This is a genomic window from Flavobacterium pectinovorum (assembly GCF_022802975.1).
GTDB classification, from domain to species: Bacteria; Bacteroidota; Bacteroidia; order Flavobacteriales; family Flavobacteriaceae; genus Flavobacterium; species Flavobacterium pectinovorum_B.
Genome location: NZ_JAFEVZ010000010.1, coordinates 75,934 through 93,268, shown reverse-complemented (window position 1 = coordinate 93,268; position 17,335 = coordinate 75,934). Strand labels below are relative to the sequence as shown.

The following is a 17,335-nucleotide window of genomic DNA, read 5'->3' as shown; positions in this document are numbered from 1 at the left end:
GTATAAAGTTTTAAACCATGAAATCATATAAAATATTACCCAAAATAATAGTATTAACTCTATCGTTAGTTTTGAGTTCCTGTACAGGAGATTGGCTCGATGTTGAACCTAAATCCCAAGTTCGCGACAGTAATTTATTTTCATCCGAAAGTGGCTTTAAAGAAGCATTGGCAGGCGTTTACACGACTTTGACCTACGAACCATTATACGGAAGAGAAATGACCTTCGGATTAATGGGAGTTTTAGGCGCTGAATGGGATGCTCAAAGTATCTCTTATGACTTTGATAAAACCTATGATTATAAAAATAGCACTACCTCTTTAAACAGAATTGATGCTATCTGGAATCAAATGTATAACGCAATAGCAAATGACAATAAAATATTAGAAGAAATTGATGCTAAAAAAGGAGCCTTTAAAGATAATAATTTTGCCATTATAAAAGGAGAGGCTCTAGCACTAAGAGCATGGATTCATTTTGACCTTCTTCGTGTATTTGGGGCAAGTTACAAAGAAAATCCAAACAAATTGGCTATTCCCTATTTCACAAAAGCAAGTAAGGAAATTGCGCCGCAACTTTCAGTAGATGCCGTAATTAACAATGTTATTACTGATTTAAACCAGGCAGCAGAGTTATTAAAAAATGACCCTATAGTAACAGGTCAACAAATTACTATTGGAGATGATAATGGTTACTTAATGAACCGTCAGGTGCATTTGAACTATTATGCGGTAAAAGGGCTATTAGCCAGAGCTTATCTTTACAAACATGATTATACTCAGGCAGTATCTAATGCTTTGGAGGTAATAAATTCAGCCAAATTCCCCTGGATTACTCAAAATAGTCTGGTAGATGCCAATAATTCAAATCTTATATTTTCTACAGAGCATTTATTTGCTTTAAATATTGTTCGAATGAATACTATTTATGAAAACTCATTTACCTCAACAGGTGGCAGTAATGTTTTTTATATATTCCCTCCAACCAGAACAGAATATTACGATAGTAATTCAGACGATTACAGATATCTGTACTGGTACAGAGCAAATAATGAGGGAAATTATTTTTTAAGAAAGTACGAACAGTTAGAAAGCACAAGCTGGCCGGCTGCGTATCGAAATAAAATGCCAATTCTTAAATTGTCTGAAATGTACTTTATTGCTGCAGAAGCTCTCAAAGATACAGATATTATAAAGGCCTCAGCATTGATTAATGAGGTACGCGTACACAGGGGGTTAAGTACAATTAACATTGACAGTTCTGTATTTGATGCTGTTTTATTACAAGAGTTTAGAAAGGATGTTATAGGCGAAGGACAACTTTTCTTTTTTCATAAAAGATTAAACTCAGTCCGTGTTCCCCGATCACCAATTAATGATATAATCGCAGTTAAAGGTTACAAATTACCAATTCCGGTAAGTGAACTTAATAACGCACCGGGTAGAGTAGATAATCAATAATTAAAAACACATTTCATTACTATGAAAAATATAACATTTGCAATACTAATCTGCTCCTTACTATTTATAGGATGCGAAGAGGAACCCAAATCAATATATCCCGAAGATTTTAGTGGACTGAACTTGTGGTTAGGCACTAACACTATGAAGCCGGACAGTTTGGAGTACAACTATGCTTTTAAATCACTTAATGCTGTAGACAGTATCATGTTCTCTGTTAGATTAACCGGATTTGCCAGTGCTCAGGACAGAACTTTCAGGATAAAACCTATAGGTGGAGATACCAATGCAATCGTAGAAGGAGTTCATTATGAGTTAAAGGACTATGTACTAAAAGCAAATACATATCAGGACGTTTTTCCTATTTATATTTATCGTTCTTCTGATTTTAAAAATACTTCTGCTAAGATTGTTTTTGGTCTTGAAGAAGATGAAAACTTTAAAAAGGGAATTACAGAACGTTCTGATTTAAAAATTGTTTTCAGGGACAAATTTAGCAAACCGGCCCATTGGGATGTAGACCCGCTTCCTTATTACAGGTTGTCTACCTTTTTCGGCGTTTACTCGGATGTTAAATTTCAATTTATTACAACGATAATCGGTGAAGCCCCCGTATTCAAAGTTCGTTATACAGGGACACCTGTGCCTCCTAATGAAATTAGTTATACGCGTGCTCAGTATTATCAAAATCGTTGCAAAAGCGAATTAATAAAATACAATCTGGAGCACAGTCAGCCTTTAAGAGATGAAAATAATGTATTAGTTGTTTTTCCATAATCATTGGATAGGACTAATCTAAAAAATTTAAAAAATGAGAAAAACAAATATATTTAAGTTGTTCAGCTTCTTGTTTCTTATGATTACAATGGTTTCCTGTTACGATGATAAAGGAAATTATGAGTATCAAAAGTTAGATGAAGTAACTATTGATGTTTCCGGAATGGAAACTTCTTATTCTATTTTACGTTATGACATATTAACCTTAAAACCTAAAGTAATCTATAAGGGCACAGAAGTAAATCCTGAAAATCCTCAATTTAAGGAATTAAGTTTCAGTTGGGAAATGTATCCTGCTCAGATCAATAGAGACATTCTGGAAAGGCACAATTTGGCAACTACTGTACACCTGAATCAAGAGATTACAGCCAATGAATTAGTCTGGGAAGTACTTTTTACAGTAACCAATACAAATACAGGAGTAAAAACATTTGCAAAATTTCCTGTGGCTGTTACTCCTGCCTTAGCCGAAGGCTGGATGGTACTCTACGAAAAAGACGGCAATACAGATGTTGGTTTGATAACGAATAATGAAATTTCTAAAACCGCTACTACCGAACGTGTGTATTATGACTTATATGCAAATGCCAATGGAACTCCAATACCCGGTAAACCAGGTTCGTTAATTTATTCACTTGCTAACTTAACCGGCGCTCATGCTTTGTATATACAAAGCGCTAATGATGCGGTACGCGTGGATCCTGCAACGTTTAGAAGTATGGCTACTTTTAATGATAAAATGTTTTGGACACCTCCGGCAATAAAAGCTCCTGAATTTGTTAATGCAACCATAGGCAGAAAGGAATTTCTAATGAATAACAATCAGTTGCATGTGGTTGATTATACCATAATTGCACCAGGAGACAGAGCATTTAATGATGCCTTAGCGGGCAGCTATGGAAAATTAGCACCCTGGATGGCAACTGCAACAAGTGCCGCTTTTGACGCAATTTTATACGACCAAACTAATAAAAGGTTTGTGAAAGTGGTTTCAAGAGGTGCAGAAATTATTCCTATTGCAACTGCACAGGCAGTAACTGCTGCATTTGATGTCAAAAATGTTGGTTTAGAATTAATCGATTCCGATTTAGGATTTAGCAATTTCGAACATATACTTATGAAAGATAACAGTGGCAGTTATTTTTTACTAACCGCAAATTTTATCGGTGGAGAGACCGCTACAATTGGCCGGGGTAAATATAATATGAGTTCGTGTCCAGAAATAACCAGTGCTAATGCTATTACAGCAGGGACTTATGGCGAAGTGTTTTACTATAGTTCTTCTAATAATTTATATCAGTTTAAATACACGCCTGGTACTACAGAAAAACTTTGGACTCCTCCGGCAGGCGAAACCATAACTACAATTTCTTTACAAAAATATTATAATCAAAATAGGGCAACAGGGGCTATATATGATCCTAAGAATTTTTGTAAAATTTTATACATCGCAACTTATAATGAAAGCACAAAAACAGGATCGGTTTATCAAATGGGTGTAAATGAAACCAATGGTGCAATCATTACGGGTACAGAAAAAAGGTACACTGGGTTTGGTAAAATTAAAGCCATGGCCTGGAAACCATTTATTGTCAGATAATCAGTTTAATCCCTATACGGCATAAAAAGTATAGGGATAAAATAATAAATAATTAAAAAAAAATAATAAAATCAAGTAAATGAAAAAGTTTATAATTTCAATGATGATGTGTTCCGCTGCAATTGCAGTCAGTGCACAAGACTTTACTATTAAAGGAAAGATTAAAGGACAAGGTAACGAGCAAATAATTGTTCCCGGGCCTGAAGGAGATATTAAAGTACAAGCAAAAAATGACGTATTTGAATTGAGCGGTAAAGCCACAGATGAGCCTATTGTTACGCAATTAAGAACAACCTACGATCGTAACATCTACCTGGGTGGAGGAAAAACAGGTATGTATATGCCGGCTCCGGGTTTAGAAATTGTCCTTAGTAAAGGAGCGAATATTACTGTCAATGGTAATGTAGATGAACTACATCTGGCTGGAGTAACAGGCGATATCCATAATGACGGTTTTACAAAACTAAGAAAATTACAAGCCAAAGACATAAAAGAAATGATGACGCTTCAGCAGCAATTCACAGAAATTCGTATGATGGGTATTAAGGAAGAGACGGAGAAGCATTTAAAAAAGATGATGGACAACCGAAAGGCTATTGAAGATGGAAAAAATGCTTTTATCAAAGAAAATCCTGATTTACTTGCTAGTCTTTACTACTTAAATCAAACATCTAAAAGTTATTCTGCAAGCGAGTTAGAACAGGCTTTCAATGCCTTGTCTCCAACATACAAAAATACAAGATACGGGCAAGGGATAAAATCTAAAATTGAGGCAAATAAAATAATGGCTGATGGTGGTCCGATGCCCGATTTTACCAAACCTGATGTAAGTGGTAAGTTGGTGAACCTTTCTGATTTTAAAGGAAAATATGTATTGGTAGATTTTTGGGGAAGCTGGTGTGGTCCGTGTCGTGCCGCTAATCCACATTTAAAAGAATTATATGCTAAATACAAATCGTTAGGATTTGAAATTTTAGGCGTTGCAAGTGAAAAAGTTCAAAGTCAGGCTATAGCTGAAAAAAATTGGAAAGGAGCTATCGAAAAAGATGGGTTAACCTGGACAAATGTTATCAACAACGAAATTAATATGAAACAGGATGTTGTTCAAATGTATAGTATAGAGGCATATCCTACCCAAATTTTATTAGATAAAGAAGGACGATTAGTGAAACGTTGGAAAGGTTCCGGGCATGAAGAACTAGATCAGACATTAAAAGAAATATTTAAACAATAAGCTATCATGATACAATTAAAAAAAATATCCCCTTTTTGTCTAAGTTTCATTTTTTTCTTTTTCGCATCATTTGCCTTACAAGCACAGGCAGAGAAATCAATTGTTGTTTACGGACATGTTCAAAATCTAAACCCTGAGATTTTTAAAAAATACAATAAAATCTGGTTGTATGAAGGAATTGGAAGCCAAAGGAAACTTATCGATTCAACAGTAGTAAATGAGCAGGGAGATTTCAAATTAAAAACGAATAAAAAACAAACCCTGTATTCCTTAGATATTTTAAAATGGCAAACCGCATCGTTTTGGGCTGATGCAGATGTAAAAGTTTCGGCTCGCGGTTATGATACGTCTAAATTTAAAATGAAAAATTCCGGTTTTGTTGAGCTGCAAAGTGGTTCTAAAGCAACTAAAATTATTAATGCAGCCGATTACAATCAATATCTTGCTTCTGAAGAAATGAAAATATTGAATGATGAATGGCTAATAGCAAACCGTACTGCACAGCAGGATTCAACCTGGAGAAAGCATATTAAGAGTGAGGGATTTATTAAAAAATCAGGTGAATTTAACAGACTTCGTTTAGAGAAATTTATTGAAGTTAACTCGGATAGTCCGGCCATCGCTTATTTACTGAGTTTGTATCCTACTGATGCCGATAGTGCGTTTTTTGAATCGAACATACAACAGGCACTTAAAAAATATCCGCAATCCGAGAATTTGAAATATCTGGATAAGGAATATCAGACGAAGAAAAATATCAGGAATTCATTAAAAAATAAAAGTCAAATACCTGTATTTGCCTATCCTTCTCCTAATGGAGATATAATTAACATAGAATCTTTTAAAGGGAAATATGTGCTAATTGACTTTTGGGCAAGCTGGTGCGGTCCTTGCCGAAAAGCCATTCCTGCGGTAAAAGAACTTTACACTAAATATAAAGACAAAGGATTCGAAGTATTGAGTGTTTCCGTAGATTCTAATCAGGAAGCCTGGCGCAAAGCTATGGCACAGGAAAATATGCCCTGGCCTCAAGTGTTAAGTCCCGATAAAGAAAAGACACTAAAAGAATTTATGATTGTGGGGATACCAACCTTGTTTTTAATTGACAGAGAAGGTAAAATAATTCAGAAATTTACTGGTTTCAGCGAATCCTTAAAAGACCAGTTAGCTAAAGCAATTGAAAGTGAAAAATAAAAAAACAGCATTTTTTCTACTGAAAAATTTATTTGTATTTGTACTATTAACCAACAGTGCTTTAATAGCGCAGAATTCAGAAATTCAGGATAAAGCCGTCAAAAAAATTTTAGAAAAATCGTATCCCGCAGCTGTAAAGCTGTGGGGTATTGATAGTTTAAGCTCAAAACAAAACAGCCCGCAGTTTTCAGGTGTTGTCGTGAAGCCGGAAGGTATTATTTTAACTGCAGCTCATGCCATTCATCCGGGTAATTTTTACAGAGTACATTTTCCTGATGGAAAAACGGTGAGCGCTAAAGCTTTGGGAAGAATGGGAATTAAATCTATGCAGGGAAGACCAGATGTAGGAATGCTAAAAATAATGGATCCGGGAACTTATCCTTTTGCAGAAATGGGTTGGTCTGATAGCATGAGTACTAACAATTTGTGTGTCAGTATAGCCTATCCAACAACACTCAATCAGGATGTTCCAACCATACGTGTCGGCAAAATAGCAACTGTATTAGATCCATGGGGATTTATGGTTTCAACCTGTAAAATGGAACCTGGGGATTCAGGAGGACCGCTTTTTGACAACCTGGGAAGAGTTATTGCAATTCATAGCCGTATCGCTATAGACGAAGATATTAATTACGAGTCACCTGTAAACCTTTTCAGAGAATATTGGGAAGATTTGTTACAACCGGTAAATTATGCAGAACTGCCTTCAACTAAACATCAATTTGCACCAGATACTTCAAAAGATAAACTTATAAATTATCTAAACGTTACTCCTTCTAATTTAGTCACAAAAGGGATAATTGAAATAGTAAGCAAGGGCGATAATACAAAAATAATAGCTTTTGGAACGCTTATTAAACCAGAGGATAAATCAGGGAAATTTACATGCATTGTTACCAAAAATAGTCTGCTAACAAACGCTGTTGTAGTTAAAATTGATGGTAAGTTATACGATGCAAAAGTTGTTGCTACTAGTTTGTCAAATGATTTAGCACTTTTAAAAATCAATAAAATTAATAAAGAAGCAATTTCTAAAACTAAAGTTACTGACTCATTTAAAAATCTTGGAATACCCCTTGTTAGTTCTTTAAGTGATAATAAAAATGAATTAAGTTCTTTAGGATCTGATGTTTTTAAGTTTGAGACTAAACCTGCTAAAGGTTACTTTGGTGCCGGTGCCAATTTTATTAAAGGAAATATTACGATTACCAGTTTTGGCCCGGATAGTCCGGCTGCAAAAGCAGGTCTGCAAGTACAGGATCAGGTAAAGTTTATTAACGGTATTGCTGTTACGAAGCCCGAAGATTATGGCAGGGAATTAATGCAGTATTTGGTGGGCGATACGATTTCGATAAAGGGATTAAGAAACGGAGAAGAATTCGATTATAACGTAGTATTAGAAAAATCCCCCTTAAGTGATCATCCTTCCAATAAATTTGAAGGGGGCAGAAGTGAACGATTTGATAATTTTGAATCTGTTTTTGCGCATGATGCAAAGTTAAAACCTCATCAATGCGGAGGGCCCGTTTTTAAAGCCGACGGAACTTTTATAGGAATTAATATAGCCCGATTTAGCCGTACATGCTCTCTGGCAATACCCGCAGACGTAATTTTTAATTTTGTAGAATCCTCTTTAAATAAAGAAATTTAATTTCCTATTTTGAAAAAAAGAGACTGTCTCACTTTTAAAAGCATTTTAGTATGTCGGTTGAAGAGGTTTATTACACTCTCTTTATCAATTATTTACCCTGTTGAGTATTTTAACCATACTGCCAAAAGATCCGTAAATACCACACTTTTCTGAGGTTCGGCTTTAGTTTATTATTGGGTTTTATTTATGGATTTGTATTTGGTTTTTAATGGAAATTAAATTGTTTAATAAAAAAAGGCGCCATTTGAAGACAATTGGCGCCTTTTAGCTTTTAGTGACAGGAACAGGACAAATTTCAACATATTTTTTGGATGATTTAAAGAAATTGGCGTACTACATGTAATATCTGTCTTCCATTGACTATGTAAATTTGGTTTAGATGTCCTGTTGAGGTTTGATGTAAAAATTCGCCTGAGCTTTTTGTGGCAGAAAAAGTATCAAGTCCACAAGGCTAAACCTACACTTTTCCCTTAATAATTAACATATCTAATAACATTAATAAACTTTAGTTATCATTTCATCTATAGGTAAACGAACTTTTTTCGTAGTTGCCATATAGTCTTTTTCCGAATCCCGATATCCTAAAGCGAGGATAACTGTAGCATGCAACCCTTTTTCTTTCAAATCCAAAACGGCATCGATATTGGCGGCATTAAATCCTTCAATAGGAGTGGCATCCACTTTCAATTCTGCCGCAGCAATAAGTGCGGTTCCTAGTGCAATATAAGCCTGTTTGGCCGCCCAAAGTGCTTTTTGCTCTGCGTTAATAGTGCTGAAATAGGAATGCAGTCCATTTCTAAATCCTGATAAGGCACCAGCATCAAGACCTCTTTGCTTTTCTGTCATTGCCATATAATCGTCAATGTAAGTCGAAGTCATGTCATTGAATGCAGCAAAAACCAGCAAATGAGAGCAAGAGCTAATCTGTCCATTATACGAATCAGCACCTAATTTCTTTTGGATTTCCGGGTTGCTAACGACAAAAACACGGTAAGATTGCAGACCACAAGAAGATGCTGAAAGATTTATAGCTTCTAAGATCTGATCGACCTTCTCTTCTGTTACTTTAGTGTTATTATAAGCTTTTGTGGCGTAGCGCCATTTTAAATTTTCTATCAAATTCATTGCTATTTCTATCTTAATTTTTGGCAAATATAAATGATATTGTTTTCTTTTTCGAGGCTTGAATTGTTATGGGAACCTTCAAATGGGTCATATCCTAGTGCTCTAAAGAATAATTATCTGTTTTCTTTCAATATTTTATTTGCAAAAAGACTAATAATCTTTAAATGTAATATAAAAAAGAATAATTAACTTATTTTTAGTATAAATAAAAATATTTAATCTTTTATTTTCAAATTTGCAGGGTAAAAAAACTAAATATTATCATCAAATGAAAGCTAACTTACAAGAAGATAGGGGAATAAACGAAAAGCAGGATATTGAAAACATTCAGAATATAATCCAGAATGATTTTGCATTCACACTAAAGAGTACTTGTTTAGATGAAAACTATCATCCCTCAAGTAAAACGCGTTTGACAACCAATTTTGCCAACCTGGCTCGAGGAGCTAATCGCCAGCAAAACTTACGCAATGCCTTAAATATGATTAACAATCGATTCAATGCATTGGCTCATTTAGATAATCCAAAAGCAGATCGTTACCTTCTAGAACTTGAAATCCTCACAGTAACAATGAGTATTGATGATAAGAATGGTAGTAACGATCTACCGATGATTGAAGTTTTAAAAACAAATATTATTGATCGTAAGACTGGCCAGCAAATCGAAGGAGTTGCCGGAAATAATTATTCGTCTTATGTTCGGGATTATGATTTCAGTATTTTATTGATCGAGCACAATAAAAACAAATCTACTTTTTCTATTCCTGAAAATTTTGGTGATTTACACGGAAAACTTTATAAGTGCTTTGTGAGTTCAGCAACTTATAAAGAGCACTTTAAGATGTCACCGATCATTTGTCTAAGTGTATCGAGTAACAAAACTTATACCCGCACGGAGTATCAGCATCCGGTTCTGGGTTTTGAGTATCTGCAGGACCAGTATTCTATCACTGATGAATATTTCTCTAAAATGGGCTTAAAAGTTCGTTTTTTCATGCCTCCGAATAGTGTGGCACCGATGGCTTTTTATCATTCAGGAGATCTGCTTGCTGATTATACTGATCTTGGACTAATCAGCTCAATCAGCACAATGGAGACTTTCCAGAAGATTTATCGCCCTGAAATTTACAATGCAAATTCAGTGGCAGGAAAAATCTATCAACCTAGTCTTAAACACGAAGATTATTCACTGACTCGCGTGGTTTATGACCGTGAAGAGCGAAGCCGACTGGCAGTTGAACAGGGTAAATATGCAGATGAACATTTTATTAAGCCTTACAAAAGCCTCCTGAAACAATGGTCTGCTAATTTTATCCTTTAATTGATTACAACGCATTAAAATTATACTATTATGAAGAAATTATTATTACCCACCTCTATTGTTGGAAGTTTACCCAAACCTGCCTGGCTTGCACCACCCGAAAAACTTTGGTCACCATGGAAATTAGAAGGCGATCAGCTACTTGAAGGGAAACAAGATGCATTGCGCATTTCTTTGCAGGAACAACAATTAGCAGATCTGGATATCATTTGTGACGGCGAGCAGACACGTCAGCATTTTGTAACGACTTTTATCGAACATTTAAGCGGTGTAGATTTTGAAAATCGTAAAACAGTAAAAATCCGTAACCGATATGACGCAAGTGTTCCAGTGGTAGTAGGAGAGGTTGCACGTCAAAAATCAGTTTTTGTTGAGGATGCTAAGTTTTTACGTAAACAGACTAATAAGCCTATAAAATGGGCATTGCCAGGCCCATTGACAATGGTAGATACCTTGTACGACGACCATTATAAAAGCAGGGAAAAATTGGCGTGGGAATTTGCAAAAGCACTCAATGAAGAAGCAAGAGAACTTCAAGACGCAGGGGTAGATATTATCCAATTTGATGAACCTGCATTTAATGTGTTCTTTGATGAAGTAAACGATTGGGGAATGGCAGCATTAGAAAGAGCCATTGAAGGTTTACACTGTCAAACTGCTGTTCATATTTGCTATGGTTATGGAATACAGGCAAATACTGATTGGAAAAATACATTAGGTTCTGAGTGGCGACAATACGAAGAAATTTTTCCAAAAATTCAAAAATCTAAAATTGATGTGGTGTCTTTAGAATGTCACAACTCCAATGTGCCTTTAGATTTAATGGAACTTGTTCGCGGTAAAAAAGTAATGGTTGGTGCCATTGATGTGGCAACTAACACTATCGAAACACCAGAAGAAGTAGCTAATACCCTGCGTAAAGCTCTTGAGTTTGTAGATGCCGAAAATCTTTACCCTTCTACAAACTGCGGTATGGCTCCGCTATCTCGAAACGTAGCCAGAGGCAAGTTAAGTGCCTTAAGCGCAGGAGCAGAAATTATACGTAAAGAACTTGGAATTTAGTTCTCAATGTATTAATTTGAATAGGGTTTGTTGTTTACTGTCCGTAGAATTTAACGGAACGACTCTGCGGACAGACTAATGAATCTAGAGAATCCACGTTTATCTGCGTAAAATATTTTTGTAATCTTGACTCTACGGAGGAATAATATTTAAAACACATTGAAGAAATTATTAGAAGTATTAAAAAAAGCAGGTTTCGACGGTTTCCTGTTAATGATAGCCACCATGATTCTGATGGCTTATTTTTTGCCAAAGCCAGGTATGGTCAAAGAACCTGTTTCGCTGGAGGAGATTGCAAATGCTGGGGTTTCCTTTATTTTCTTGTTTTATGGCATGCGACTGAGTGTTGAGAAACTAAAAGCCGGACTTTCCAACTGGAAAATGCACATTGTCGTTCAGTTGACAACCTTTTTATTTTTTCCGCTCATTGTTTTGGCATTTCGCCCGTTGTTTATCAATAACGGCTTCGAGCTGCTTTGGCTGGGTGTATTTTTTCTGGCAGCTTTACCGTCTACAGTATCCTCTTCCGTGGTCATGGTTTCCATCGCCAAGGGAAACATTCCCGCAGCTATTTTCAATGCGAGTATTTCCAGTTTGATTGGAGTAGTGGTTACGCCGCTCTGGGTTGGGCTGTTTATTGCTTCTGCGACAGGTGATTTTGATGTTACTCAAATCGTCATTAAGTTGATTCTTCAAGTCTTGCTGCCTGTCATCATTGGCATAAGCCTCAATTCCCGTTTCGGCGCCATTGCCGAAAAATACAAGAAACAGCTCAAATATTTCGATCAGGCAGTTATTCTAACGATTATTTACACGTCGTTTTGCAAATCCTTTTCCGAACATCTTTTCGAAGGCTTCACGGCTCTTGAACTTGCCGGACTCGCTGCAGGGATGATGGCGTTGTTTTTTGCCGTATTCTTTTCTGTCGGATTACTTAGCCGCCTGCTTGGTTTTTCAGATGAAGACCGTATTACTGTCTTATTCTGCGGGTCTAAAAAGTCATTGGTACACGGCACCGTTATGTCAAAAGTACTTTTTCAGCACAGTACCATCACCGGAATCGTATTGCTGCCCCTCATGCTTTACCATGCCTTGCAATTAATTGCCGCCAGCATCATCGCTCAGAGTATGGCTCGACGAAAAGAAGTATAATTTTATTGGTCTCAAAAATAGTTTAAAACTATGCACACTTTAGTGCATTTAGCTTTCAGCTTCTAAAAATTTTTCAACCGCAAATTCCACAAATTTTCGCAAATTAATTTGTGTGAATTTGCGGTTGAAATTAAACGTTATAACCTTGCAGACTTTAAGTCTGCCGGTCAAACCTATGGACTTCAATTCTATAGTAGTTTAGTTATTACTTGGCCCTTTATCTTTTTTCGATAAAAGGCATTAAGAATAACACTGCCTGATATAAACATAGTGCCTTTTAGATTTTTATACTATGAAGGCAAACACTGCAGTATGTTATGTTTTAAATTTATATAGAATAAGATTTTTGTATTGTTTTTAGTTATATTTGAAGAATTTTATTCTGATTTAAAAATAAATTAAACCTGTTTAAAGTACTATTCTATGGAGCAGATAGATGAAATTGATCTTCAGTTATTAAATATACTTCACGATAATTCTAAATACACTGTAAAAGAGCTTGCTAAAATGGTAAATCTTTCGGCATCGCCTGTTTTTGAGCGTATTAAGAGATTGGAAAACAATGGTTATATTAAGAAATATATAGCACTGCTGGATGCAGAAAAATTAAATCGAGGATTTATCGTTTTCTGTAATATCAAACTTAAACAGCACGATCGTAACATCGGAAATCAGTTTGTTAGTGATATTATGAAAATAGAAGAAATTGTGGAATGCTACAATATCTCAGGAGATTACGATTTTTTAATGAAAGTTTCTGCCAAAGATATGAAGCATTATCAGGATTTTGTGTTTAATAAATTAGGATCAGTTGAAAGCATAGGGAGTACCCAAAGTACCTTTGTTATGTCGGAGATAAAAAATTTGTATGGATAGTTCCGTGATGGTTTATTTATTAGAAATTTGCCTTAGCTTTTGTGACAGCAAATGTATTAAGTCCATTTTGGAATTATTTTATATTTAGCATCAAAAAAACTACAATAAACCAAAAGAGAAAAAAACTCTATATACTTAACGGGATTTCGAACCTTCGTTCAGCTTCGATTAAAACTTTAATAAAGCCACTTTTAGCTTGTTTATTTCAAACAAGTCTAAAGATTTCTTGTGAAAAATTCGAACCATGAAATGTTTTGTGCCACGATTATACATTCAATTTCATATTTATGAGCTCTTATAAATTTGTGGCTTTTTTAGGTTTTTATTGTAGCTTTTTTAACAAGGACTAAAAAACAAAAGAATAGTTTTACAAATATAAAAACACATTTATGATGAGAAAACTACGTTCAGAATTACATTTCGCTAACTACAAAAACAATTTAACAACATTTATTTTCAGCATCATTATTTCAATAATTTCTGTTGTTAATGCTGTGGCACAAAGTAAAGCGGTAGAAATAGACAATTTAATGAAACATTGCTATGCAAACGGAATTTTTAACGGCACCGTTTTAGTTTCTGAAAATGGAAAAGTAATTTATAAAAAAGCTTTTGGTTATTTAAATAATGAGACGAGACAAAAATTAACTACTAAATCAGCTTTTGGTCTTGCTTCTGTTTCTAAACAATTTACAGCGATGGGAATTATGATTTTGAAAGAGCGTAATAAACTTTCTTATAACGATAAACTCACAAAATACTTTCCTGAACTTCCTGATTACGCAAAGGATATTGCAATAAGTAATTTGTTAAATCATACATCAGGTTTACCTCAATATTATGAATATACTGATAAGCATAATTTACATAATTCCGAAATTCTGAAGATATTAATAAACCGAAATCAGCTGGATTTTAAAACGGGAGAACAATATGTATACAACAATGGGGGTTACGTAATGCTGGCATTAATTATAGAAAAAATTTCGGGTCAGACTTTCTCAGCATTTTTGAAAGAGAACATATTTGATCCGTTAAAGATGAAAAATACACTTGTTTGCAGTGATTCTTTATTTAGAATAAGAAATAGAGCAATAGGATATACAAGAATTGGTGAAACAGATGATTTTAGAGTTTCCCATACAGGTTCTACAAGTATGATTTCAAATGTAGATGATTTGTTTTTATGGGAACAATCCTTATATGGTCAAAAACTTGTATCAAATAAAACAATGGATGAAGCTTTTACGAGTGTTTTTTTGAATAATGGTTCTATATCAAATTATGGATTTGGGTGGAAAATTAAGAATTATAAACAGGATAAAACAGTAGAACACTCAGGAAGTGATTTTGGATATCGGACGTTTATAAAAAGAAATTTAACTAAAAACAATTCTTATATTCTGCTTACCAATAATGGTGATGCAGTAGCACTCAATGAGATAAGTGGAGCAATCGATAATATTTTAGAGGTAAATACTTATGAGCTTCCTAAGATTCCTGTTTTTTCTAAATTAAAAGAATCTTTAAAGAATAATTCTACAGATACGGCAATAGAAATTACTCGGGAAGCAATAAAAAAGGCCCCGCAACTATTTGCTTTTGATGATGATGCTATCAATGAATTGGGCTATAAATATCTAGTTGAGAAGAAAACAAATGATGCATTATCTTTATTTAAATTCAATGCAGAATTAAATCCGAACTCTTCAAATGTTTATGATAGTTTAGGTAAGGTTTATCTAGTTGCAAACGATACTGTAAATGCTGTAGAAAACTATAAAAAATCAATTAAGCTTGATTCAAATAATACCAATGCAATTAAAGTACTAACCAAATTAGGAATTTCTTCTGCCGAACTGGTCGCAAAGGTGATAGTTCCATCTGAAGTGCTTAGATCTTATGGAGGCAAGTATCAGTTGAATAATAATTATTTTTTCACTGTTACTTCAGATGATAAACAGCTATTTATTCAAGGAACTGGAGAAGCAATAACAACCGTATTTCCTATGTCACAAAACAGGTTTTATAGTAAAATAATCAGCGCACAATTCACATTTAATACAGATCAAAACGGAAAAATCGCAAGCCTTACACTAAATATGGGAAGTGATATGATTGCTAAAAAGGTAGAATAAAACAGAATTTTAGAATAAAAATAAAAAATGGCGCCATTTGGCTTTTGTGACCACGACAGGACAAATTTCAACATCTTTTTTGGATGATTTGAAGAAATTGGTGTACTACATGTAATATCTGTCTTTCTTTGGCTTCATAAATTACTGTCTGTGATTTCATATTAATAATTTTTAGGAGCTCTTCCCGCTGTACGTTACACCCGAGCGATAGCGAACTGGCGAAGCAATCTTTTGTGCCGAATCCCGTTACAAAAGGATTTTGTGTATTACATACATGAATAAGAAACGTTTTTAAATCAGCTAAAAGAATTCTGAGAGGAATTGAAGACGTGCACAGATTTTTCCAGAGAGATGTGACACAACTTTTTTTCAATCGATAAAAATAAAAGTCATATTTTAGTCGTAATAGAATTAAGTGATTTGTATTTAAAAAATGGATAAAAGATTACATTTTAAGAATTTAGTTGAAAAATGCGAGCAAAAATTTGGTCGTGGCAATTCCCAAAATTGGAAACACAATGATTATAACGATATTAGCAAAGAGATTCTGGAAAAAACTAAAATTAACATTAGTTATAATACCTTAAAACGAATTTTTGGTAAGATTCCTACAGATAAATATTATCTCCCTCAGCAGGCAACTTTTGACGCATTAATGGAGTATTCTGATTTTGACATAAATGAGAAATACAATCAAGATTCAGATTTGGAAATTTTGTCTGACCAGTTCATTAATTCTAAGGCGATCAAAAAATCTAAAGCTGGATTTTTTTTAGTATTCTTATTAATTTCAGTTGGCTTAAGCTGCTTTCTTTTAAACGAGTTTTATTTCAATGATGGTAACTATAGTTTAAAAATAGAATCTTCAGAGGGTAAACTGCCTAAAACATGTTTTTTTAAAGTCAATATTCCAAATACAAAAGACAGTGTTTTTATAAATTTTGGAGATAAATCTCGTTTAATGTACCTGAATCCGGGTCAAAAATTGGTGTCACATATATATTTTATACCTGGAGTTTTCGATGTAATTCTAACAAATCGTACCAAAGAATTTGCAAAATCCAAGGTTTATGTAACTACCAATAAAAAATGGGTGGGATTAGCCTTTAAAAGACAGCGATACATTCCAAAAAGTTTTTATGCATTTCCGGCCAATAAAAATCAAGACAGCGTGTTTCATATTTCTAATAGTCAATTAGAAAAACAAGGGGTTGATATTTCAGAAAAATTTTTCGTCCGTTTATGTAATTATAATCCTATTGATGATAATGGAGATGCTTTTATTTTTGAAACTGCTTTTAAAAAAGATATTGATAATGAAGGAATATCTTGCAATGGTTTTGTTTTTAAAATTTCTGGAGCCAATAATACCATACTTTTCAATTTTGTTAATTCAGGCTGCAGTTCAAGAATAATCAATGTTGTCAGTGAAAAAAACATAGACGGAGTAACACATAATTTATCTCCTTTTGTTATTGATTTTCAAAAATGGAACCAAATTAAACTTGTCAATAATAATAAAACACTTTCGCTTTTTGTCAACAATATTTTAATTTATAAAACCACTTATCAGAGTTCTTTAGGTAATCTAAGAGGTATTTCTGTTGAATTTGAACGGAATGGATTTATAAAAGACTGCAGCCTTAGTTCATTAAACGGTACAAAATACTATCATTTTTAAATATTTCAAGATGCTGATTTCCAGGTATTAATACTTATCCATAATTATGGATATACTTTGATCA

Annotated in this window: 13 protein-coding genes; 12 read left to right on the top strand and 1 reads right to left on the bottom strand. The window is 34.2% G+C overall.

Annotated features, from left to right (window positions below):
• Positions 1-17 precede the first annotated feature (17 nt).
• The 6 genes from FLV_RS14645 (at position 18) to FLV_RS14620 (ending at position 7,916) form a co-directional block, all read left to right on the top strand.
• Complete coding sequence (locus FLV_RS14645; protein ID WP_243234886.1) at positions 18-1,460, top strand: RagB/SusD family nutrient uptake outer membrane protein; 1,443 nt, start codon at positions 18-20, stop codon at positions 1,458-1,460.
• 21 nt (positions 1,461-1,481) lie between these two features.
• Positions 1,482-2,237, top strand: coding sequence for a DUF4843 domain-containing protein (locus tag FLV_RS14640; RefSeq protein WP_243234885.1), 756 nt, complete (start codon positions 1,482-1,484; stop codon positions 2,235-2,237).
• Between the two features lie 34 nt (positions 2,238-2,271).
• Positions 2,272-3,837, top strand: a complete 1,566-nt coding sequence (locus FLV_RS14635; RefSeq protein WP_243234884.1) for a PKD-like family lipoprotein — start codon at positions 2,272-2,274, stop codon at positions 3,835-3,837.
• A gap of 79 nt (positions 3,838-3,916) precedes the next feature.
• Entirely contained in the window at positions 3,917-5,071 is a 1,155-nt protein-coding gene (locus FLV_RS14630; RefSeq protein ID WP_243234883.1) for a TlpA family protein disulfide reductase, read from the top strand.
• A gap of 6 nt (positions 5,072-5,077) precedes the next feature.
• Complete coding sequence (locus tag FLV_RS14625) at positions 5,078-6,265, top strand: TlpA family protein disulfide reductase (RefSeq protein ID WP_243234882.1); 1,188 nt, start codon at positions 5,078-5,080, stop codon at positions 6,263-6,265.
• Positions 6,255-7,916: a trypsin-like peptidase domain-containing protein gene (locus tag FLV_RS14620; protein ID WP_243234881.1), complete on the top strand. Its 1,662-nt coding sequence runs from the start codon at positions 6,255-6,257 to the stop codon at positions 7,914-7,916. The genes FLV_RS14625 and FLV_RS14620 overlap by 11 nt, the downstream gene beginning before the upstream one ends.
• Positions 7,917-8,411: 495 nt before the next feature.
• On the opposite strand, the gene FLV_RS14615 is transcribed toward FLV_RS14620, so the two are convergent.
• Positions 8,412-9,041, bottom strand: a complete 630-nt coding sequence (locus FLV_RS14615) for a nitroreductase family protein (protein WP_243234880.1) — start codon at positions 9,039-9,041, stop codon at positions 8,412-8,414.
• Positions 9,042-9,309: 268 nt separating this feature from the next.
• Here FLV_RS14615 and FLV_RS14610 point away from each other — a divergent pair, with 268 nt between their 5' ends.
• The 6 genes from FLV_RS14610 to FLV_RS14585 all read left to right on the top strand — a co-directional run bounded on the left by FLV_RS14610 (position 9,310) and on the right by FLV_RS14585 (position 17,271).
• Complete coding sequence (locus tag FLV_RS14610) at positions 9,310-10,362, top strand: DUF1852 domain-containing protein (RefSeq protein WP_243234879.1); 1,053 nt, start codon at positions 9,310-9,312, stop codon at positions 10,360-10,362.
• A gap of 30 nt (positions 10,363-10,392) precedes the next feature.
• On the top strand, positions 10,393-11,424 hold the full coding sequence (locus FLV_RS14605) for a methionine synthase (protein ID WP_243234878.1): 1,032 nt from the start codon (positions 10,393-10,395) through the stop codon (positions 11,422-11,424).
• A gap of 159 nt (positions 11,425-11,583) precedes the next feature.
• A complete protein-coding gene (locus FLV_RS14600) occupies positions 11,584-12,576 on the top strand; it encodes a bile acid:sodium symporter family protein (RefSeq protein ID WP_243234877.1) in 993 nt (330 codons plus the stop codon).
• A 423-nt stretch (positions 12,577-12,999) separates the two neighbouring features.
• Entirely contained in the window at positions 13,000-13,452 is a 453-nt protein-coding gene (locus tag FLV_RS14595) for an Lrp/AsnC family transcriptional regulator (RefSeq protein ID WP_243234876.1), read from the top strand.
• Positions 13,453-13,946: 494 nt separating this feature from the next.
• On the top strand, positions 13,947-15,590 hold the full coding sequence (locus FLV_RS14590) for a serine hydrolase (protein WP_243234875.1): 1,644 nt from the start codon (positions 13,947-13,949) through the stop codon (positions 15,588-15,590).
• Positions 15,591-16,023: 433 nt separating this feature from the next.
• The gene (locus tag FLV_RS14585; protein WP_243234874.1) at positions 16,024-17,271 is read left to right on the top strand and encodes a hypothetical protein; all 1,248 of its coding nucleotides are present in this window, start codon (positions 16,024-16,026) and stop codon (positions 17,269-17,271) included.
• The last annotated feature ends 64 nt before the right edge of the window (positions 17,272-17,335 follow it).

Bases quoted from the DNA above. Each gene is read 5' to 3' on its own strand.
- FLV_RS14645 (WP_243234886.1), top strand. From the start codon at position 18: ATGAAATCATATAAAATATTACCCAAAATAATAGTATTAACTCTATCG.
- FLV_RS14640 (WP_243234885.1), top strand. From the start codon at position 1,482: ATGAAAAATATAACATTTGCAATACTAATCTGCTCCTTACTATTTATA.
- FLV_RS14635 (WP_243234884.1), top strand. From the start codon at position 2,272: ATGAGAAAAACAAATATATTTAAGTTGTTCAGCTTCTTGTTTCTTATG.
- FLV_RS14630 (WP_243234883.1), top strand. From the start codon at position 3,917: ATGAAAAAGTTTATAATTTCAATGATGATGTGTTCCGCTGCAATTGCA.
- FLV_RS14625 (WP_243234882.1), top strand. From the start codon at position 5,078: ATGATACAATTAAAAAAAATATCCCCTTTTTGTCTAAGTTTCATTTTT.
- FLV_RS14615 (WP_243234880.1), bottom strand. From the start codon at position 9,041: ATGAATTTGATAGAAAATTTAAAATGGCGCTACGCCACAAAAGCTTAT.
- FLV_RS14610 (WP_243234879.1), top strand. From the start codon at position 9,310: ATGAAAGCTAACTTACAAGAAGATAGGGGAATAAACGAAAAGCAGGAT.
- FLV_RS14605 (WP_243234878.1), top strand. From the start codon at position 10,393: ATGAAGAAATTATTATTACCCACCTCTATTGTTGGAAGTTTACCCAAA.
- FLV_RS14595 (WP_243234876.1), top strand. From the start codon at position 13,000: ATGGAGCAGATAGATGAAATTGATCTTCAGTTATTAAATATACTTCAC.
- FLV_RS14585 (WP_243234874.1), top strand. From the start codon at position 16,024: ATGGATAAAAGATTACATTTTAAGAATTTAGTTGAAAAATGCGAGCAA.